This is a genomic window from Mesorhizobium sp. B2-8-5 (genome assembly GCF_006440675.2).
GTDB lineage: Bacteria > Pseudomonadota > Alphaproteobacteria > Rhizobiales > Rhizobiaceae > Mesorhizobium.
Genome location: NZ_CP083951.1, coordinates 5574765 through 5593980, shown reverse-complemented (window position 1 = coordinate 5593980; position 19216 = coordinate 5574765). Strand labels below are relative to the sequence as shown.

The following is a 19216-nucleotide window of genomic DNA, read 5'->3' as shown; positions in this document are numbered from 1 at the left end:
GTCCGATGCGATGAACGAGGCGTCGTAGAAGGATGCTCTGAGATGACCGCGGGGGAGCAAATGGCCATGCCCTGCCCCTTCGTCAACACTACAGCGCAATGCAAACAAAAAACCTCTGGCTCTCCCGCTCGCTCCGCGCTAAGGCGATAACCGGGTTACGGGGGTAGGGGATTTGCAATCCAGGGTGGTGCCGGACGCTGGTCGGGCCGGCGCCGTTCTGGTAGGCATATCCCGCGCCTGGAGCCAGTACTGCCCAATGACCGCATACGTAGAAGCCGTATCGGAACTCCGACCGAGGATGCGGCGCGCCATCATCATGGTCCAGGACCTCGTCATGGTCCTGGTCGCGGTTGCGCTTAGCCTCATCCTGTCGCAGTCGCGGCTTTCCTTCGACGCGTTCTCTTCCGGCGGGCTGGCCTGCTGGGCGCTCATCGTGCTCATCGCCCATCTGCTGTTCCGATCCAGCGGCCTCTACAACACCGTCTGGCGCTTTGCCTCCACGCCCGACTTCTTCAACATCCTGAAGGGCTGCGGCAGCCTGACGGTGATTCTCTATCTGGCCTCGCTTGCCTTCCGCTTCTTCTTCCAGCCGGTCGCCGGCCTCAACGAGCGCCAGTTCATCGTCTTCTTCCTGGTCTCCTTCACCATCATTTCGGCGCCCAGGCTCTATTATCGCTTCCTGCGCGACGGCGCGAGCTGGCGCATCCTGCGCCGCGCCGCCGGCGATGCCTCGACCAAGCAGGCGCTGTTCATCGGCCGGCTGAGCGAGGCGGACCTGATCGTCCGCTTCACCCGCACGGCCATGCCTGCCGAATACGCCATCGCCGGCATCATGGCCACCGAGAGCGACGCGCCGCTCGGCACGCGGATCCAGGGCGTTCCGGTCGTGGCGCTGCGGCCGCGCCTGGTCGAGGTGCTGGAGGAATATGTCAAGGGCACGGAAAACCTCGACCTCCTGATCTTCGGCCAGGGGGTTGAGCGCGAGATCGAGGACTATGCCGAGCTGGTGCGCGTCGCCCGCCACAGCGGCATCGCCGTCGTCCAGTTTTCCGGCCTGTCGGAACTGGGGCAGGGCGGCAAGCTGGTTCTCGATGCCGTCGAAATGGCGACCATCATGCGCCGTTCGGCGGTCGCCACCGACATCACGCGCATCGGCGCCTTCGTCGGCGGCAAGCGCGTGATGGTCACCGGCGGCGCCGGCTCCATCGGCCGCGTGCTGGTCAAGCGCGCGCTGGAACTGGGCGCCGAGGCGGTGCTGGTGGCCGACAATTCCGAGTTCGGCATCTTCCAGCTCGATCAGCAGACCGACGACGGCGAACGCGACCGGCTGACCAGCCGCATCGTCGACGTCACCGACCGGCCTCACATGACGCGCCTCGTCAGCGAGTTCAAACCCGCGATCATCTTTCACGCCGCGGCGCTGAAGCACGTGCCGCTGCTCGAGGAGAACTGGGAAGCGGCGATCGAGACGAATGTCTTCGGGACGCTCGCCTGCGCCGAGATCGCCGCCGAATGCGGGGTGCCGCAGTTCCTGCTGATTTCCAGCGACAAGGCCGTCGACCCGACTTCGGTGCTGGGCGTCACCAAACGGGCGGCCGAACAGGTCGTCTCCTCGCTGCATGAAGCCCAGGCGGCCTCACCGCCGCCGCGTGCCCGCGCGGCAAATGGCCACCATGCCGGCGCCCCCGATCTGCATCATTCGGGCACGAAATTCATCGCCGTGCGCTTCGGCAACGTCTTCGGCTCCAACGGCTCGGTGGCGACCATCTTCCAGGCGCAGATCGAGGCCGGCGGGCCGGTCACCATCACCGACCGGCGCATGACCCGCTATTTCATGACCGTGGCCGAGGCCGTCGACCTCGTCATCATGTCGGCCGCCGATGCCGAGCAGCGCCGGGGCGCGGATGACTACGCCATCTACATGCTCGACATGGGCAAGCCCGTGCCGATCCTCGAAGTCGCCGAAACCATGATCCGCATGGCCGGCAAAAGCCCCTATACCGATATTCCGATCCGCTTCACCGGCATCAGGCCCGGCGAGAAGCTGCACGAGACGCTGCATGCCGAGAACGAGGAGGTGGTCAAGCTCGACACCGCCAAGATCTTCGGCCTCAGGACCGGCGTCATCGAATGGCCGAAGATCGAGGCGGCCCTGCCGGCGTTGGTGGCCGCGATGCACGATCGCGACAAGACCGCCGCGCTTACGGTGCTGGCGGGGCTACATCAGGACCAGAACATTCCAGATCGCGACATGCCGAAAGCGGCAGGGCAAACAGCTTAGCCTGACTTGTTCATGCGCAGCCACCCAAGTGTACCCGAACACAGGCTGGATGTGCCGCTCTTGTTCCCCCTTTGGCGACGGATCTGAGCGATGACCGCGAAGCGCGCGCTCGACCTCGCGGTCGCCGTTCCGATGCTGGTGGTGGCGGCTCCCGTCCTGCTTGTCGCGATGCTGGCAATCCGGGCAACATCGCCCGGCCCGGCCATCTTCTCGCAAATCCGCGTCGGCCGGGGAGGAGCCCTCTTTGCCTGCCGCAAATTGCGTACGATGTATCGCGCAACGCCTTCCTTGCCCACGCACGAAGCGCCGGCCGGTTCGGTCACCGCGGTCGGCAAGGTGCTGCGGGCAACCAAGATCGACGAATTGCCGCAGCTCTGGAACGTGCTCAAGGGCGAGATGAGCCTTGTCGGCCCTCGTCCATGCCTGCCGACGCAGGCGGAACTGATCGAACGGCGCAGGGAACTGGGCGTGCTCACCGCACTTCCAGGCATTACAGGGCTCGCGCAGATCAAGGGGATCGACATGTCCGATCCAAAACTTTGCGCGGAAACCGACGCGGCCTACATCAAGGCCGCCTCGACCAGCCTGGACCTCAAGATATTGCTGGCTACGTTCTTTTGAGGCGCTTCCGCAGGGAAAGCTACGGCGAAGGCGCCGAACCTGGCCGCTTTCCGGAATCGTTCTGACCGGCCTGCCGCGCCAGTTCCTCAAGCCGGCCGAGCGTATCGGTTTCCGGCATCCAGCCTTCCGAGGCCAGCAGAGACGGGTCACAGATCTGCGTCGCCATGAAGGCTTGCCATGACGCCTGCCGGCCAAGCAGCGTGGCCAGCAGGCGCAGCGGCAAGGCCGGCATGGGGAAAAGCCGGGCCGGCCGGCCGTATCCGCGCCGGAACGCGGTGATGATTTCGGACATCGCAACCGGCGAAGCATCGCTGAGCACATAGATCGGGTGCGGCGGCGTGGGACGGGTCAGAAGATGCATCACGGCGCCGGCCACGGCGTCTTGCGAGACGAGCGAGCGAACCGCCGTCAGGGCGGCTTCTGGCAGCGGCAGGCCATTGGCAGCGAGGCGCGTCAGCCCGCGCAGATTTCCCTTCATGCCTTCGCCATAGACGGGCGGCAGCCGCAGCGCCGTCGCCCCGGCGCGCCCTGCCGCTGCGAAAGCCTCCAGCGTTTTGATCTCACCTTCGCGCTTGGAACGCCCATAGGCGTCTTGCGGGGCAGGGGGCGTGGCCTCGTCGATGGTGCCGCTGAAACCGGCGCCCACCACGGCGCGGATCGAGGAAAGATAGATGAAGCGCCCGGCGGTGCGCATGGCCGCCGCCTGGGCGAGCCGTCCGGTCAGCATCGCATTGACGGCCTGGAAGTCGGCCTCGCCGGCGCGGCGGTCATTGTTGAGCGCCGCACAGTGGACGACATGCGTCACCTCGCGCATCAGCTCCAGGAAGGCTTCGTCCGGCGCATCGGCGCTGGGCAGCGCTACGGCATCGTCCGCGCCCGCCAGTTGCTGCGGCTGGCGAGAGGCGATCCGTATGCCGAATCCGGCCTCACGCAACCGGCTGACGACCCGGCGTCCAATGAAGCCTGTCGCGCCGGTGACCAGGACCTTCATGGTTGCAGGCTGGCGTCCGGCGCCGCCGCAGGCGCGCTTCTCCCGGTTGGCGCTGCCGTCCGCCCGGATGCAAGGTAGGTCCCCGAGATCAGGAACACCATCAGCGTCGCGTCGAGGATGTCGTGGCCGACCAGGATGCCGGCCATTCCGCCGGTGAGATAGGTGATGACCGCGACAAGGACGATCGTCGCGCCGAACCGCTCCACCGGATCGACGCTGAGGCGCAGCGTCCGTGCCGCGTTCCAGGCGGCGACGACGAAAATCGACGCCAGGGCCAGCGCCCCCAGCAGACCGGCCTCGACCAGCGCGGTCAGGAAGCCATTGTGAAAATGGCTGAAACCCGCGCTTAGGCCGAACTGCTCGTGAAAACCCTGCTTCATCAGCGCCCGGCTCGCCGAGATGCCATGGCCGAAAATCGGCATGTCGCGAAACGCGGCAAAGCCGATTTCCCACATCGCCACGCGCAGGCCGAGCGCCGTCGAATGGTCACCATTGGCGTTCAGCGCATCCCAGTCGCTGACCAGGAAGTCGGTTCTATCCAGCACGGCGCGGGAGCCGATGGCGGCGATCACAAGGGCGACCACGACGCCGATCGCCACGAAGCGTGCCAGGCTGGCGCCGGTGAACCGGCGACGGTTGATGAGAAGCACGACGATGCTGGCGATCGGCACGGCCACCCAGATCATGCGCGATCCCGAATAGACAATCGCAATGGCTCCGGCGATCGCCGCCAGGACCAGCAGCTTCCAGCGTTTCTCGATGCCCGACAGCGCGCCGGCAAGGCATGTCATGACGGCAAGGCAGGTAACGGTTGCGAAAACGATCGGATTGCCGGCGCCGCCCTCCGCCCTCACGCCGAGCCGATGATACTGGAACACGGCCATCGCCAGCGCGCCGAAGCAGGCCGCGGTGCTGGCCAGAATGGCGATGCGTGCCAGCGCGCTCTTCTCGGTGATGCTCCAGGTCGAATAGGAGATGGGGAACAGCAGGAAGGTGATCAACGGCAGGAAAAACCGCAAATCGGCGGCCAGCGTGCCGTTGACGATCGAAGCCAGAACCATGGCCGCGCAATAGGCGTAGATCGCCACCGTGACGGCGAGCATCGGCCGGTCGATGTTGAAGCGCCGGCGTTTCGCGGCCAGAAGCATCGCGGACCACACACCACCGGCATTGAAGGCGATGCTGACCAGCGATCCAAGCACCGGCGGCGAGAAAAAGCAGACGATCGAGAAATAGATGTTGATCTGTGCGGGCGTGAGGTGGCGCCGGAGCGTTGTAAACGGGTTCAAATGCTTGCTTCGCAATTTTCCAGGTTGCGCCCGGATCCATGGAGCCAGCCAGAGGCCGCCTCGCCGATCTCCGTTTGCCGCGCCTTGCCCGTTCCCCGAGCCCGTATAGCGGCTGGCGCCGCTCCGCGATAGTGCGGTCGACGATGTTGCGGCAGAAATCCCCGATCCAGGCCACGATCGGACGGCCTCGGAATTCCCCGGACGCCACGGGCTTTCTCCGCTTCCGCGTTTTCGATGGCTCCGGCACGATTTTCCGCTTTGCCGGCCGCGCTTGGAAAATTCGTTCTCTAATCACCTCGCGCCGCGCGGGTCTTGCATTGTTATCGGCGGCGCCGATCTGTTAGAACGCCCGCACGAAACAGTTTGTCTGAAGTGAAATCTGCGCCCGGGGGCATGGAATTGCGCCTGCGATGCAAGATTTCCGCTCCACGGCACGAAAGAACGCTCGACGCTCCATGAATATCGCGCTCACGCATCTGCAGCGGCTCGAGGCCGAATCCATCCACATCTTCCGCGAGGTCGCGGCATCTTTCTCCAAGCCGGTGATGCTCTATTCGGTCGGCAAGGATTCGTCCGTGCTGATGCATCTGGCGATGAAGGCCTTCTATCCGGCCAAGCCGCCTTTCCCGTTCCTGCATGTCGACACCACCTGGAAGTTCCGCGAGATGATCGCCTTTCGCGATCAGATGGCGCAGAAGCTTGGCTTCGACCTCCTGGTTCACGTCAATGAGGATGGTGTTCGCGAGGGCATCAACCCCTTCGATCATGGCTCCAACACCCACACCCATGTGATGAAGACGGTGGCGTTGCGCCAGGCGCTCGACAAATACGGCTTCGACGCCGCATTCGGCGGCGCCCGCCGCGACGAGGAGAAGTCGCGCGCCAAGGAGCGCATCTTTTCCTTCCGCAACGCCCAGCACGCCTGGGACCCGAAGAACCAGCGGCCGGAAATGTGGAAGATCTTCAACACCCGCATCGCGCCGGGCGAATCGATCCGCGTCTTCCCGCTGTCCAACTGGACCGAGCTCGACATCTGGCAGTACATTCTGCAGGAAAACATCCCGATCGTGCCACTCTATTTCGCCAAGGAGCGGCCGGTGGTCGAGCGCGACGGCATGCTGATCATGAAGGACGATGACCGCATGCAGCTGCGCCCCGGCGAGGCGGTCGATAACCGGCTCGTGCGCTTCCGCACGCTGGGCTGCTACCCGCTGACCGGCGCGATCGAGTCCGACGCCGACACGCTGGAGGCCATTGTCGGCGAGATGCTGACCGCCCGCACCTCCGAGCGCCAGGGCCGCCTCATCGACCGCGACGAGGCCGGCTCGATGGAAAAGAAGAAGCGCGAGGGTTATTTCTGATAATGCGCCACATCATGGCAAAAAGCCTCGCCCCGACCGATTCGATCCGCGACTACATGGCCGCGCAGGAGAAGAAGTCGCTGCTGCGCTTTCTCACCTGCGGCTCGGTCGACGACGGCAAGTCGACGCTGATCGGGCGGCTGCTCTCCGACACCAAGCAGATCTTCGAGGACCAGCTTGCGGCGCTCGAGAAGGATTCGCGCAAGCACGGCACCACCGGCGACGACATCGATTTCGCGCTGCTGGTCGACGGGCTGGAGGCGGAGCGCGAGCAGGGCATCACCATCGACGTCGCCTATCGCTTCTTCGCCACGCCGAAGCGCAAGTTCATCGTTGCCGACACGCCCGGCCATGAGCAGTATACGCGCAATATGGCTACGGGTGCCTCGACCGCCGATCTCGCCATCGTGCTGATCGACGCGCGCCAGGGTGTGCTTCGCCAGACCAGGCGTCATTCGATCATCGCCTCGCTGCTCGGCATCCGGCACATCGTGCTTGCCGTCAACAAGATCGACCTCGTTGGCTTCGACGAGACCGTGTTCGACCGGATCGTCACCGACTATGGCGAGTTCGCGAAGGAGCTCGGCTTCGTCAGCATCGCGCCGATCCCGATGTCGGCGCGCTTCGGCGACAACGTCACCAGCCGATCGGAGCGCACGCCCTGGTATTCTGGGCCATCGCTGATCGAGCATCTCGAAACCGTGTCGGTCGACGAGGCCGCCGTCGAGTTGCCTTTCCGCTTCCCCGTCCAGTATGTGAACCGCCCGAACCTCGATTTCCGCGGCTTCGCCGGTACCATCGCCTCGGGTGTGGTCTCTGAAGGAGACGAGGTCGTCGTGGCCAAGTCGGGCAAGGCGTCGCGGGTCAAGCGCATCGTCGCGCAGGGCGGCGATCTCGAGCAGGCGGTTGCCGGCCAGGCGGTCACGCTCGTCCTCGAGGACGAAGTGGAGGTGTCGCGCGGCAACCTGCTGGTGTCGCCGGCCGCACGGCCGCAGGTCGCCGATCAGTTTGCCGCCAACATCGTCTGGTTCGACGAGCAGGCGCTGCTGCCCGGCCGCTCCTACGTCCTGCGCACCGAGACCGATCAGGTCAGCGCCACCGTCACCGAGCTCAAATACCGGGTCAACGTCAACGATTTCGCGCATGAGGCGGCGAAGTCGCTCGACATCAACGAGGTCGGCGTCTGCAACCTCTCTACCCGCGCGCCGATCGCCTTCGATCCCTTCGCCGAGAACCGCACCACCGGCGCCTTCATCCTGATCGACCGCATCACCAACGCCACCGTTGGCGCCGGAATGATCCTGCATTCGCTGCGCCGCGCCGAAAACATCCATTGGCAGTCGCTCGACGTCGGCAAGCGCGGCCGCTCCGACCTGAAGAACCAGCGCCCGGCGGTGTTCTGGTTCACCGGCCTTTCCGGCTCCGGCAAGTCGACCATCGCCAATTTGTTCGAGAAGAAGCTGTTCGCGTCCGGCCGCCACACCTACATCCTCGACGGCGACAATGTCCGCCACGGCCTCAACCGCGATCTCGGCTTCACCGACGCCGACCGCGTGGAAAACATCCGTCGCGTCGCCGAGGTGGCCAAGCTGATGGCCGATGCTGGCTTGATCGTCATCGTCTCCTTCATCTCGCCCTTCGCCGCCGAACGGCGCGTGGCGCGCGAGCTGATGGCCGAGGGCGAGTTCGTCGAGGTCTTCGTCGACACGCCGTTCGAGGAATGCGCGAGGCGGGATCCGAAGGGCCTTTACGCGCGCGCCTTGAGCGGCGAGATCAAGAATTTCACCGGCGTGGATTCTCCTTATGAGGCGCCGCAGAATCCGGAAATTCACCTGAAGACTCTCGGCAGGAGCCCGCAGGAGATGGCGGAAGCCCTGGAACATTGGCTGACCGAACGCGACATTGCCGAGGAGCAGTACGACAATGGCGGCGGTATCTGACGACGAGGCGATGTTGGGCGTCTTCGAGCGCCTGGCGCTCGAAGCCGGGCGCGAGGTGATGCGCGTCTTCCACGAGGGCTGCGCCGTCGACAGCAAGGCCGACTCTTCGCCGGTGACGGAAGCCGATCGCGAAAGCGAGAAGATCATCCTCGCCGGCCTGCGCGCCGCCTATCCGGAAATCCCTTGCGTGGCCGAGGAGGAGGTTGCGGCAGGCATCGCAACGCCTGATCTTGACGGCGCGTTCTTCCTGATCGATCCGCTCGACGGCACCAAGGAATTCGTCAACCGCCGCACCGATTTCACCGTCAACATCGCGCTGGTCCGCCATGGCGTGCCGGAAGTCGGCGTCGTTTTCGCGCCGTGCACGGGGCGCTTTTTCTCCGGACGACCCGGCAAGGCCGAGGCGCTCGAGGTCGATCCCGACTATCGCGTGGCCGGCCGCCGGCCGATCACGGTGCGGGCAGGCGGCTCGCCGCTCGCCGTCGTCGCCAGCCGCTCGCACAACACGCCGGAGACCGATGCCTTCATCCGCGACCTTGGCGCCGCCGAGATCGTCTCGGTCGGCTCATCGCTGAAATTCTGCCTGCTCGCCGCGGCGGAAGCCGACGTCTATCCGCGCTTCGGCCGCACCATGGAATGGGATACGGCGGCGGGCGACGCGGTGTTGCGCGCCGCCGGCGGCATGACCCGCACCCTGGACGGCGAGCCGCTCGTCTACGGCAAGCGCAACCAGGCGAGCGACAGCGATTTCGCCAACCCGCATTTCATCGCGACGGGGAAGAGCGCGGCTTAGGGCAGCGTTGCCAATTGTCGATGCCGGCGGGACAGAGGGGCGTCCGGCGCCGACCTTTCAGGCTTTAAGCCGCCGCCACATGCGCCGAGTTCGACCCGATATAATTGCGGATCGTCTCGATGATGCGGTCCTGGTCGGCCTCGCTCAAATAGGCGTGCATCGGCAGGCAGAGGATCTGCTTGGGCAGCGCTTCCGAGACGGCAAGGCCGGTCGGCGTGCGCGGATAATCCTTGTAGGCCACCTGCTCGTGCAGCGGCTTCACATAATAGATCACCGACGGAATGCCCTTTTCGCCGAGATGCGCCTTGAGCCCGTCGCGTTTCGGCGTCTCGATCGCATACTGCGCCCAGGCCGAGCGGCCATGGCCAAGATTGCGCGACGCCTTGACGATGTCGCCGAGGCCCTTGGCATAGCGGTCGGCGACGATCTGGCGCGCCACCATCTCATCCTCGAGAATGGCGAGCTTTTCGATCAGGATCGCCGCCTGCAGCGTGTCGAGGCGCGAATTGATGCCGACGCGGACATTGTCATATTGCGTCTCGCCCTTGCCGTGGAAGGCGAAGGAGCGGAGCTTGTCGGCCAGCGCGCCGTCATTGGTGAACATGGCGCCGCCGTCGCCATAGCAGCCAAGCGGCTTGGCAGGGTAAAAACTGGTCGAGCCGACATGGCCAAAAGCGCCGCACATTTTGACGTCGGCGGAACCGCCCATCGACTGCGCGGCATCCTCGATCACCAGAAGGTTGTCGCGCTTGGCGATCGCCATGATCGCCTCGTAGTCCGCGGAGAGCCCGAACAGGTCGACGGGGATGATCGCCCTCGGCTTCAGCCTTCCTTCCTTCTTGATCATCTCGATCGCCGCCTCGAGGCTGGCGATGTCGATGTTGTAGGTGTCGCGGTCGACGTCGACGAAGACCGGCTCGGCCTTGGCTAGCGCCACCACTTCGGCGGTGGCGGCAAAAGTGAAGCTCGGCACGAACACCGCATCGCCCGGGCCGATGCCGGCGGCAAACAGCGGCAGAAGCAGCGCGTCGGTGCCGTTGGCGCAGGCGACCACATGCTTGACGCCGATATAGGCCGCCAGCTTGTCCTCGAATTCGGCGACCTGCGGGCCGAGGATATAGCGGCCGTCCTCGACGACTTTGTCGATAGCGACCTTCAGCCGGTCGCGGATACGTTCGCGCTGCGCGCCAAGATCGATGAACTGCATGTCGGCCTCAATGCCTGTAAAACCGGCCCGCTGGTAACAGACTTGAACCGGCTGAGAAAGCCGGCGGCGGCCGGCGCAAATTGCTTATGTGTCGCGGCGTGTTACCGACTTTGCCGGCGCAATGCCTGAAAAAGCCGGAAATCCGAGCTTTGAGAGGCGTTTTCCGGCCTCTCTTATCGCGTCGTTCCACCGATGGGAAACATAAAGTGATCGGCCGCGAAGGGCGGGCTCACGGCCGTCCCCGCGCCGGATCAGGCGATCTCGTGCCGCCATGGTGGGTTGGCGCCGGCTCGCGAAACCGTTACCGCCGCCGCGCTGGCGCCAAGTTCCAGCGCCTTGCGGATCGCTTCTTCCGGAAGGTTACCGATCGCCGCCTTGGTGAGCAGGCCCTGCTCGTGCAGGGAGGCCAGGATGCCGGCATTGAACGTGTCGCCGGCGCCGACCGTATCGATGACCTTCACCTTCTGCGGCATGACGGTGACCTTGTGCGCCTTGCTGTAGCCGACGGCGCCTTCGCTGCCATGAGTGACGACGATCAGCTGCGGCCCACGCTCCAGCCAGTTGCGCACCACATCCTCGTGCGAGCCGGCCTCGTCGAACCATTTCAGGTCCTCGTCCGACAATTTCACGATGTCGGCCATCGCCATCATCTCGCGGATGCGTCTGAGATGCTTGGCCTTGTCCGGAATGAAGTTCGGCCGGATGTTGGGGTCGAGCATCATGACGCGGGTTTGGTGCTCGCGTCGCATGAATTCCTCATAGGCCGAGCCCGCCGGCTCAGAGATCAGGCTGATGGCGCCGAACAGCATCGCCTCGATCTCGGCCCCGAGCTTCGGCAGGTCCTCGATGGTCAGCATGCGCCCGGCGGTGTTCTCGTCATAGAAAGTGTAGGTCGCCTGGCCGTTGGTGAGCCGTACGAAGGCGAGCGTGGTTGGACGCGGCGAGGTGTGCGCATAGGTGGAGCTCACCTTGCTGGCGCCGAGCGCCTCGCGGAATTGGCCGCCGAACAGGTCGGAGGAGAGGCCGGAAAAGAAGCCTGCCGGGGCGCCGAGCCGGCCGAGCGCGATCGCCGAGTTGAACACCGCGCCGCCGACATAGGGCGCGAAGGCCGCTTCGCCTTCCGTTGTGGTGCGCGGCAGCATGTCGATCAGGGCTTCGCCACAGCAAAGGATCATGTCGTCTCGGTCTCCGGCGGATGGATCACGCCCTTGCGGATGATGATGTTGGCAAAGAGCCTGGGTTCGCTGGTCGCCACGATGGCGTGCGCGGCCTTGACGCGTGCATAGAAGTCGGGCCCGGCCAGCGCAACCACCTTGTGGCCCGGCGCGCGCGTGGCGCAAACCGCTTCCATCTCGCGATGCACGGGGTCGGCGAGCGCCGGGTCGCCCTGCACCGAGGCACGGAACAAAGCCTCCGGCACCGCCTCGTCCACCGGCAGCACGCTGAGCACGGCGTCGAGGACGGCTATGACGTGGTGGCCGTCCGCGCGGATCAGCCGCCGCGCCTGTTCCTCGGCCGGATAATTGCCGTCGACGATCGCGATCTCGTCGCCATGGCCCATTGCCCTGAGCGTCGCCAGGAACTGGGGCCCGAGCAGCGACGGGATGCCGATCAGCATGTCAGGCGCCCCCGGACGTGTTCGGTCCGATCAGGAAGCGCTCGGAGAGCGGCAGGCTGGCACCGCCCATGGCGCGTGCGTGGATGCCGACCGTTCCCTCGCTCACGACAGGCAGTTTCAGTCCTTCGGCATCGATGCGGGCAATCGCTTCCGTCACGGTATCGACCAGCCGGCGCCGCACGTCGAGCGGCATCCAGCCATCGATGACCGCCGCTTCGAAATCGATGACCGACGAGGCAGCGACAATGGCATAGGCGAGCGCCCGCGAGGCGCTGGCGATCCACTCGTCGAGATCGGCGCCGATCTCGCCCCATTCCTGAGGCGAGGTCCAAAGATAGGAGCCGTCGATGCCCTTGGCGGAGAGCGCCCTTTCCAGCATCGCGATCGAGGCGACGTCGATGAGCTGCGTCGGCTTGCCGTCCGGCCCCGGCACCGGCATCGAGCCCAGCGCGCCGGCGTTGCCTTTCGGCCCGCTGTAGAGGCGGCCGTTGAGCACGATGCCGCCGCCGGCGAAGGCGCCGATATAGAAATAGACGAAATCGCGCGCCGCGCCGGCCCGCCCGAAGACGAGCTCCGCGCCACAGGCCGACGTCGCGTCGTTCTGCAGGTAGACGGGAAACTCGCACTGCCCCTGGATGTCGGCGCGGATGTCGCGATGGCGCCATTCGTCCATGATCTCGCGCGGCGCGCCGGCCGTGTCGACCCAGTTCCATAGCTCGAACGGCATGGCGATGCCGAGCCCGGCGATGCGCTTGTCCTGAGCTGGCGTCAGCGCGCCGCGCATCGTCTTGATGCCGGCGGTGACGAACTCGACGGTCTCGCGCGGTGCGGGATAGCGGTAGGAATGCTGCAGCATGGCGCGCACATTGCCGAGGAAGTCGATCAGCACGAGCTCGGCGCTGCGGCGGCCGATCTTGAGGCCGATGAAAAAGGCGCCTTCCGGATTGAGCGCCATCGGGATCGAAGGTTGGCCGATCTTGCCGCGCAACGGCGCCTGGCGCACGAGCAACTTGTCTTCCTCGAGCTCGCGCATGATCACCGACACTGTCTGGGCAGACAGCCCGGTCATGCGCGCAATGTCGGATTTGGCCAGGCTGCCATGCTGGCGCACCAGGGACAGCACGAGCCGCTCATTGTGGTCGCGCATGCCGCTCTGGTTGGTGCCGCGATGCAGCCGGCTTTCCAAAGCCTCGGGCGAACCGTGCCTCGCAATGCCGGTCTCCACCCTGTTCCTCCCGTCTGTTTCCCCTCGATGCTTTTCGTTCAGAATGAGTGAACAGCGCAAGAGTGTCAATAATAAATAAGAGTGATTTAATTATTGACAGCCGTTACGGACTGGTGTCTCTTTGACATCGCGCCCACACTGGGAGAACTTCGGTGGGCGCTCCGCAGGCGCCGGTTGGCCGGCGCCGGAGTGGTTCACTGGGAGGAAATCATGCGTAAATGGACTATCCTGAAGGCGGCCGTTGCCGGTCTTGCCTTTTACGGCGCGATGGCCACGGCCTCGTATGCCGCCGACATCGTCGGCCTGATCACCAAGACCGAGGGCAACCCGTTCTTCGTCAAGATGCGCGAAGGCGCGCAGGCCAAAGCCAAGGAGCTCGGCCTCACGCTGCAGACCTTTGCCGGTAAGTTCGACGGCGACAATGACAGTCAGGTCGCGGCCATCGAGAACCTGATCTCGGCCGGCGCCAAGGGCTTCGCCATCGTGCCGAGCGATTCCAGCGCCATCGTGCCGACCATCAAGAAGGCGCGCGATGCCGGCCTGCTGGTCATCGTGCTCGACACGCCGCTCGATCCGATCGACGCGGCGGACGCCACTTTCGCAACCGACAATTTCAAGGCCGGCGAGCTGATCGGCGAGTGGGCCAAGGGCACGCTGGGCGACAAGGCCTCCAGCGCCAAGATCGCCTTCCTCGATCTCGCCACCAACCAGCCGACCGTCGACTATCTGCGCGACCAGGGCTTCATGAAGGGCTTCGGCATCGACATCAAGGATCCGAAGAAATACGGCGACGAGGACGACGCGCGCATCTGCGGCCATGAGATGACCGGCGGCGCCGAGGATGGCGGCCGCACCGCCATGGAAACGCTGCTGCAGAAGTGCCCGGACGTGAGCGTGATGTACACGATCAACGAGCCGGCGGCGGCCGGTGGTTACCAGGCGCTCAAGGCGGCCGGCAAGGATGACGGCTCGGTCCTTGTGGTTTCGATCGACGGCGGTTGCCCGGGCGTCAAGAACGTCGCGGCCGGCGTCATCGGCGCGACCTCGCAGCAGTACCCGCTGAAGATGGCCGCCATGGCCATGGAAGCGATCGAGAAGTTCGCCAAGACCGGCGAAAAGCCGAAGCCGACCCCCGGCAAGGAGTTCTTCGATACGGGCGCCACGCTGATCACCGACAAGCCCGTCAACGGCGTCGAGTCGATCGACAGCAAGAAGGGCGCGGAACTTTGCTGGGGCTGATGCCCTTCCTAATACCCGCAACAACGGACTAAACTCACCGAAAGGGCGGCTCCGGCCGCCCTTTCCCGAAACACGGGATCCTGGGAGGGGATAAAGATGAGCGACGACGCAACCGGCTCGGTCTCGGCCGAGCGCGGCCTTCACGGCAGCGATCAGTCCGTGGCGAGCTTCGACGAAGACCGGGGCTCGGTGCTGAAGAGCATCCAGCGCTTCCTGCACGAATACCCTACGGCCATCCCGTTCATCGTGCTGGTCATCGGCATTCTGATCTTTTCGGTTGCGGCGGGCGGACGGTTCTTTGCGCCGTTCAATCTTTCGCTTGTCCTGCAACAGGTCACCATCATCGCCTTTCTGGGCATTGCCCAGACGCTGGTCATCCTGACCGCCGGCATCGATCTTTCGGTCGGCGCCATGATGGTGCTGTCGTCCATCGTCATGGGCAGGCTGACCGTCACCTACGGCGTGCCGGTCGAATTGAGTTTCGTGCTGGGCCTGCTCACGGGTCTTGTCTGCGGCCTGATCAACGGCGTGCTGGTGGCGGTGATCAAGCTGCCGCCCTTCATCGTCACGCTCGGCACCTGGAGCGTCTACGGCGCGATGGTCATCTACGTCTCGCATTCCGAGACCGTGCGCGCCCAGGACATCGAGGCGGCGGGACCGCTGCTGCAGTGGCTGGGCCACACGATCAGGTTGGGAGGCGGCGCGGTGCTGACCTACGGCGCCATCGCCATGATCCTGACGGCTCTGATCATCTGGTATGTGTTGAACCGCACCGCCTTCGGCCGCCATGTCTACGCCACCGGTGACGACGACGAAGCCGCACGCCTCGCCGGCATCAACACCCGCGGCGTGTTCATTGCCGTCTACACGCTGGCCGGCTTCATCTGCGCCGTCGCCGCCTGGGCGCTTATCGGCCGCATCGGCGCCGCAAGCCCGCTCGGCAACCAGACCGCCAATCTCGATGCCATCACCGCCGTGGTGATCGGCGGCACCTCGCTGTTCGGCGGGCGCGGCTCGATCGTCGGGACATTGTTCGGCGCGTTGATCGTCGGCGTCTTCCGCAATGGCCTGGCGCTCGCCGGCGTCGACTCGCTCTGGCAGGAGTTCACCGTCGGCATCCTCATCATCCTCGCCGTCACCATCGATCAGTGGATCAGGAAGATTTCGGCATGAGCACGCAGTCGATTCATCAGGTCCCCATTCTTCAGGCCAAAGGCCTCAACAAGCGCTACGGCAGGGTGGTCGCTCTCGACAATGCCGATTTCGACCTGATGCCGGGCGAGATCCTTGCCGTCATCGGCGACAACGGCGCCGGCAAGTCGACGCTGGTGAAGGCGCTGTGCGGCGCGGTTATCCCGGACTCCGGCGCGATCGAGCTCAACGGCCAGCCGGTGCATTTCCGCTCGCCGATCGAGGCGCGCATGGCCGGCATCGAGACCGTCTACCAGAACCTGGCTCTGTCGCCGGCGCTGTCGATCGCCGACAACATGTTCCTCGGCCGCGAGCTGCGCAAGCCGGGTTTTGCCGGGCAATGGCTGAGGAGGCTCGACCGCTCGGCCATGGCGCGCATCGCCCGCGAGAAATTGTCCGAGCTTGGGCTGATGACCATCCAGAACATCAACCAGTCGGTCGAAACGCTGTCTGGCGGCCAGCGCCAGGGTGTTGCTGTCGCCCGCGCGGCAGCCTTCGGCAGCCGCGTCGTTATCATGGACGAGCCGACCGCGGCGCTCGGCGTCAAGGAAAGCCGCCGCGTGCTGGAGCTGATGCTGGACGTCAAGAAGCGCGGCCTGCCGATCGTGCTCATCTCGCACAACATGCCGCATGTCTTCGAGGTGGCCGACCGCATCCATATACATCGCTTGGGCCGTCGCCTCGCCGTCATCGATCCGAAGCAATATACAATGTCCGACGCTGTCGCTTTCATGACCGGCGCCAAGGCCCCGCCGGAAGTTTTGGAGACGGCCTGATTGGGCCGTCTTGTTCCGGCACACGACCATTGGCCAGCCGTCTAAATCGATTGAGTATATGTTGCAATGCACTAGGATGGGCTGGGAGGAACGATACAAGCCGTTATGATCACGCCAGTTGAACGAGAGGCGAAATGACATCCGCCATGACGATCGAAGCCCCTGTTCTCGACAATCCCGATCCCAAGACCCTCGCTGAGGAGGTCTTGATGTCGCTCAAGTATCGGGTCGGCAAGGACACAACCGTCGCCACGCCCTATGACTGGTTGACGGCTTCGATCAAGGTCGTCCGCGACCGCATCGTCGACCACTGGATGCAGGCAACCAAGGAAGCCTACGACCAGCAGGAAAAACGCGTCTATTACCTTTCGCTGGAATTCCTGATCGGGCGCCTGATGCGTGACGCCTTTTCCAATCTCGGCCTGATGGAGAACATGCGCGAGGCGCTGTCCTCCCTCGGCGTCGACCTCGACCTCATCGCGGGGCTCGAACCGGACGCCGCGCTCGGCAATGGCGGCCTCGGCCGTCTCGCCGCCTGCTTCATGGAAAGCATGGCGACCGTCGATATCCCCGCCCATGGCTACGGCATCCGCTACGCCAACGGTATGTTCCGCCAGGAAATCCACGGCGGCTGGCAGGTCGAGCTGCCGGAGACCTGGCTCGATCACGGCAATCCCTGGGAGTTCGAACGGCGCGAGCGCTCCTTCGAGGTCGGCTTCGGCGGCTCGGTGGAATCGATCACCTCCAAGGACGGCCGGCTCGAACGCCACGTCTGGAAGCCGACCGAGCATGTGCTGGCAGTTGCCTACGACACGCCCGTCGCCGGCTGGCATGCCAGGCGCGTCAACACGCTGAGACTTTGGTCCGGCATGCCGATCGATCCGATCCTGCTCGACAAGTTCAACGCCGGCGACCACATCGGTGCGCTGGCCGAAAGCAACAAGGCCGACGCGCTGTCGCGCGTGCTCTATCCGGCAGATTCCCACATGGCCGGACAGGAGTTGAGACTGCGGCAGGAGTATTTCTTCTCTACCGCCTCGCTGCAGGACATCGTGCAGCGTCATCTCAGCCAGTATGGCGACCTGAAATCGTTGCCCGACAAGGCGGCGATCCACTTGAACGACACCCATCCCGCGGTCGCCGTGGCGGAGCTGATGCGGCTCCTGATGGATGTCCACGGCATGGACTTCGACCAGGCCTGGGACATCACCAAGCGCACCTTCGGCTACACCAACCACACGCTGTTGCCCGAGGCGCTGGAAAGCTGGCCGGTGCCGCTGTTCGAACGTCTGCTGCCGCGCCACATGCAGATCGTCTATGCCATCAATGCGCAGGTGCTGCTCGAGGCCCGCGCCACCAACCAGTTCTCGGGCGATCAGATCGCCCGCATCTCGCTGATCCAGGAAAATGGCGACCGCCGCGTGCGCATGGGCAATCTGGCCTTCGTCGGCTCGCATTCGATCAACGGCGTCTCGGCCCTGCACACCGAGCTGATGAAGGAGACGGTGTTCGCCGATCTCCACAAGCTCTATCCCGACCGCATCAATAACAAGACCAACGGCATCACGCCTAGGCGCTGGCTGATCCAATGCAATCCGGGCCTGACCTCGCTTGCGCGCGAGGCGATCGGCGACCGCTTCATGGACGACATCGAGGCGATCAAGGATCTCGATCCGCTCGCCGACGACGCGGCGTTCCGTGAGAAATTCGCCGCCGTGAAGCGGCAGAACAAGGTGAAGCTCGCCAACCTGATCGCCGATCGGCTCGGCGTTCGGCTCGACCCGTCGGCGTTGTTCGACATCCAGGTCAAGCGCATCCACGAATACAAGCGCCAGCTCCTCAACATCATCGAGGCGATCGCGCTCTACGACCAGATACGCTCGCATCCCGAGCGGGACTGGATGCCGCGCGTCAAGATCTTCGGCGGCAAGGCGGCGCCGAGCTACCACAACGCCAAGCTGATCATCAAACTGGCCAACGACGTCGCGAAAGTCATCAACGGCGATCCGTCGGTGCGCGGGCTGCTCAAGGTGGTGTTCGTGCCGAACTACAATGTCAGCCTGGCCGAGGTGCTGATGCCCGCCGCCGACCTCTCCGAGCAGATCTCGACCGCCGGCATGGAAGCATCCGGCACCGGCAACATGAAGTTCGGCATGAACGGCGCGCTCACCATCGGCACGCTCGACGGCGCCAATGTCGAGATGAAGGAACATGTCGGCGACGACAACATCTTCATCTTCGGCCTCACCACCGCCGAGGTCGCCGATCGGCGCAACAATGGCTACAACCCGCGCGGCATCATCGAGGCGTCCCCTGAATTGTCGCAGGCCGTCGCGGCGATCTCGTCCGGCGTCTTCTCGCCCGATGACCCCAATCGCTACCGCGACCTCATGAACGGGCTCTACAGCAGCGACTGGTTCATGGTGGCGGCCGACTTCGATTCCTACGCCGCCTGCCAGCGCGACGTGGACCGCGTCTGGCGCGACAGCCCCGATTGGAACGCGCGCGCCATCCGAAACGTTGCCCGCATGGGCTGGTTCTCGTCCGATCGCACGATCCGCCAATATGCGAAAGAAATCTGGAACGTACCCGTCTGATATGATTGCATGAGATCACGAACAATGTGGTGTCGTGCATGTCGCCCAAAAGTGCGGAGCGGTTTTGGGGCAGCGACATGCACAAAA

15 protein-coding genes are annotated in these 19216 nt (G+C 64.6%); 9 read left to right on the top strand and 6 right to left on the bottom strand.

Translation table 11 applies throughout. The annotated features are described in order from the left end of the window. Positions 1-256: 256 nt before the first annotated feature. Together FJ430_RS27700 and FJ430_RS27695 are read left to right on the top strand one after the other, a co-directional pair. On the top strand, positions 257-2281 hold the full coding sequence (locus tag FJ430_RS27700) for a UDP-N-acetylglucosamine 4,6-dehydratase (RefSeq protein WP_181175361.1): 2025 nt from the start codon (positions 257-259) through the stop codon (positions 2279-2281). Between the two features lie 90 nt (positions 2282-2371). Then, positions 2372-2902, top strand: a complete 531-nt coding sequence (locus tag FJ430_RS27695; RefSeq protein ID WP_140705400.1) for a sugar transferase — start codon at positions 2372-2374, stop codon at positions 2900-2902. A 19-nt stretch (positions 2903-2921) separates the two neighbouring features. Here FJ430_RS27695 and FJ430_RS27690 read toward each other — a convergent pair whose 3' ends face one another. Next, positions 2922-3893: an NAD-dependent epimerase/dehydratase family protein gene (locus tag FJ430_RS27690; RefSeq protein ID WP_140705402.1), complete on the bottom strand. Its 972-nt coding sequence runs from the start codon at positions 3891-3893 to the stop codon at positions 2922-2924. Further along, positions 3890-5182 carry an O-antigen ligase family protein gene (locus FJ430_RS27685; protein ID WP_140705404.1) on the bottom strand — a complete coding sequence of 431 codons (1293 nt, stop codon included), beginning with the start codon at positions 5180-5182 and terminating at the stop codon, positions 3890-3892. Before FJ430_RS27685 ends, FJ430_RS27690 begins: the two co-directional genes overlap by 4 nt. A gap of 455 nt (positions 5183-5637) precedes the next feature. Between FJ430_RS27685 and cysD the strand changes: the two genes are divergently transcribed. The 3 genes from cysD to cysQ are packed head-to-tail and all read left to right on the top strand — an operon-like array spanning position 5638 to position 9276. Then, entirely contained in the window at positions 5638-6543 is a 906-nt protein-coding gene (cysD, locus tag FJ430_RS27680; protein WP_264296033.1) for a sulfate adenylyltransferase subunit CysD, read from the top strand. 2 nt (positions 6544-6545) lie between these two features. Continuing rightward, positions 6546-8483: a sulfate adenylyltransferase subunit CysN gene (gene cysN, locus FJ430_RS27675; RefSeq protein WP_181175363.1), complete on the top strand. Its 1938-nt coding sequence runs from the start codon at positions 6546-6548 to the stop codon at positions 8481-8483. A 10-nt stretch (positions 8484-8493) separates the two neighbouring features. Further along, on the top strand, positions 8494-9276 hold the full coding sequence (gene cysQ / locus FJ430_RS27670; protein WP_181175374.1) for a 3'(2'),5'-bisphosphate nucleotidase CysQ: 783 nt from the start codon (positions 8494-8496) through the stop codon (positions 9274-9276). A 64-nt stretch (positions 9277-9340) separates the two neighbouring features. Here the strand turns inward: cysQ and FJ430_RS27665 are convergent, their stop codons facing one another. The 4 genes from FJ430_RS27665 to FJ430_RS27650 all read right to left on the bottom strand — a co-directional run bounded on the left by FJ430_RS27665 (position 9341) and on the right by FJ430_RS27650 (position 13326). Next, positions 9341-10483: a DegT/DnrJ/EryC1/StrS family aminotransferase gene (locus FJ430_RS27665; RefSeq protein WP_140705412.1), complete on the bottom strand. Its 1143-nt coding sequence runs from the start codon at positions 10481-10483 to the stop codon at positions 9341-9343. A gap of 251 nt (positions 10484-10734) precedes the next feature. After that, positions 10735-11658, bottom strand: coding sequence for a carbohydrate kinase family protein (locus FJ430_RS27660; RefSeq protein ID WP_140705414.1), 924 nt, complete (start codon positions 11656-11658; stop codon positions 10735-10737). Next, the gene (locus tag FJ430_RS27655; RefSeq protein ID WP_140705416.1) at positions 11655-12101 is read right to left on the bottom strand and encodes an RbsD/FucU family protein; all 447 of its coding nucleotides are present in this window, start codon (positions 12099-12101) and stop codon (positions 11655-11657) included. The genes FJ430_RS27660 and FJ430_RS27655 overlap by 4 nt, the downstream gene beginning before the upstream one ends. Position 12102: 1 nt before the next feature. Beyond that, positions 12103-13326 carry an ROK family transcriptional regulator gene (locus FJ430_RS27650; RefSeq protein WP_140705418.1) on the bottom strand — a complete coding sequence of 408 codons (1224 nt, stop codon included), beginning with the start codon at positions 13324-13326 and terminating at the stop codon, positions 12103-12105. Between the two features lie 210 nt (positions 13327-13536). Here FJ430_RS27650 and FJ430_RS27645 point away from each other — a divergent pair, with 210 nt between their 5' ends. The 4 genes from FJ430_RS27645 to FJ430_RS27630 all read left to right on the top strand — a co-directional run bounded on the left by FJ430_RS27645 (position 13537) and on the right by FJ430_RS27630 (position 19129). Then, positions 13537-14565, top strand: a complete 1029-nt coding sequence (locus tag FJ430_RS27645) for a sugar ABC transporter substrate-binding protein (RefSeq protein ID WP_140643399.1) — start codon at positions 13537-13539, stop codon at positions 14563-14565. A gap of 96 nt (positions 14566-14661) precedes the next feature. Beyond that, complete coding sequence (locus tag FJ430_RS27640; protein ID WP_140705420.1) at positions 14662-15738, top strand: ABC transporter permease; 1077 nt, start codon at positions 14662-14664, stop codon at positions 15736-15738. Then, positions 15735-16532, top strand: a complete 798-nt coding sequence (locus FJ430_RS27635; RefSeq protein WP_140643403.1) for an ATP-binding cassette domain-containing protein — start codon at positions 15735-15737, stop codon at positions 16530-16532. The genes FJ430_RS27640 and FJ430_RS27635 overlap by 4 nt, the downstream gene beginning before the upstream one ends. 134 nt (positions 16533-16666) lie before the next feature. Continuing rightward, positions 16667-19129 (top strand): glycogen/starch/alpha-glucan phosphorylase, encoded by a 2463-nt coding sequence (locus tag FJ430_RS27630; RefSeq protein ID WP_140643405.1) that lies wholly within the window; start codon positions 16667-16669, stop codon positions 19127-19129. Positions 19130-19216 lie beyond the last annotated feature (87 nt).

Coding starts and splice junctions, on each gene's coding strand:
- FJ430_RS27700 (WP_181175361.1), top strand. CDS start 257: ATGACCGCATACGTAGAAGCCGTATCGGAACTCCGACCGAGGATGCGG.
- FJ430_RS27695 (WP_140705400.1), top strand. CDS start 2,372: ATGACCGCGAAGCGCGCGCTCGACCTCGCGGTCGCCGTTCCGATGCTG.
- FJ430_RS27690 (WP_140705402.1), bottom strand. CDS start 3,893: ATGAAGGTCCTGGTCACCGGCGCGACAGGCTTCATTGGACGCCGGGTC.
- cysD (WP_264296033.1), top strand. CDS start 5,638: ATGAATATCGCGCTCACGCATCTGCAGCGGCTCGAGGCCGAATCCATC.
- cysN (WP_181175363.1), top strand. CDS start 6,546: ATGCGCCACATCATGGCAAAAAGCCTCGCCCCGACCGATTCGATCCGC.
- cysQ (WP_181175374.1), top strand. CDS start 8,494: ATGTTGGGCGTCTTCGAGCGCCTGGCGCTCGAAGCCGGGCGCGAGGTG.
- FJ430_RS27665 (WP_140705412.1), bottom strand. CDS start 10,483: ATGCAGTTCATCGATCTTGGCGCGCAGCGCGAACGTATCCGCGACCGG.
- FJ430_RS27660 (WP_140705414.1), bottom strand. CDS start 11,658: ATGATCCTTTGCTGTGGCGAAGCCCTGATCGACATGCTGCCGCGCACC.
- FJ430_RS27655 (WP_140705416.1), bottom strand. CDS start 12,101: ATGCTGATCGGCATCCCGTCGCTGCTCGGGCCCCAGTTCCTGGCGACG.
- FJ430_RS27645 (WP_140643399.1), top strand. CDS start 13,537: ATGCGTAAATGGACTATCCTGAAGGCGGCCGTTGCCGGTCTTGCCTTT.
- FJ430_RS27640 (WP_140705420.1), top strand. CDS start 14,662: ATGAGCGACGACGCAACCGGCTCGGTCTCGGCCGAGCGCGGCCTTCAC.
- FJ430_RS27635 (WP_140643403.1), top strand. CDS start 15,735: ATGAGCACGCAGTCGATTCATCAGGTCCCCATTCTTCAGGCCAAAGGC.
- FJ430_RS27630 (WP_140643405.1), top strand. CDS start 16,667: ATGACATCCGCCATGACGATCGAAGCCCCTGTTCTCGACAATCCCGAT.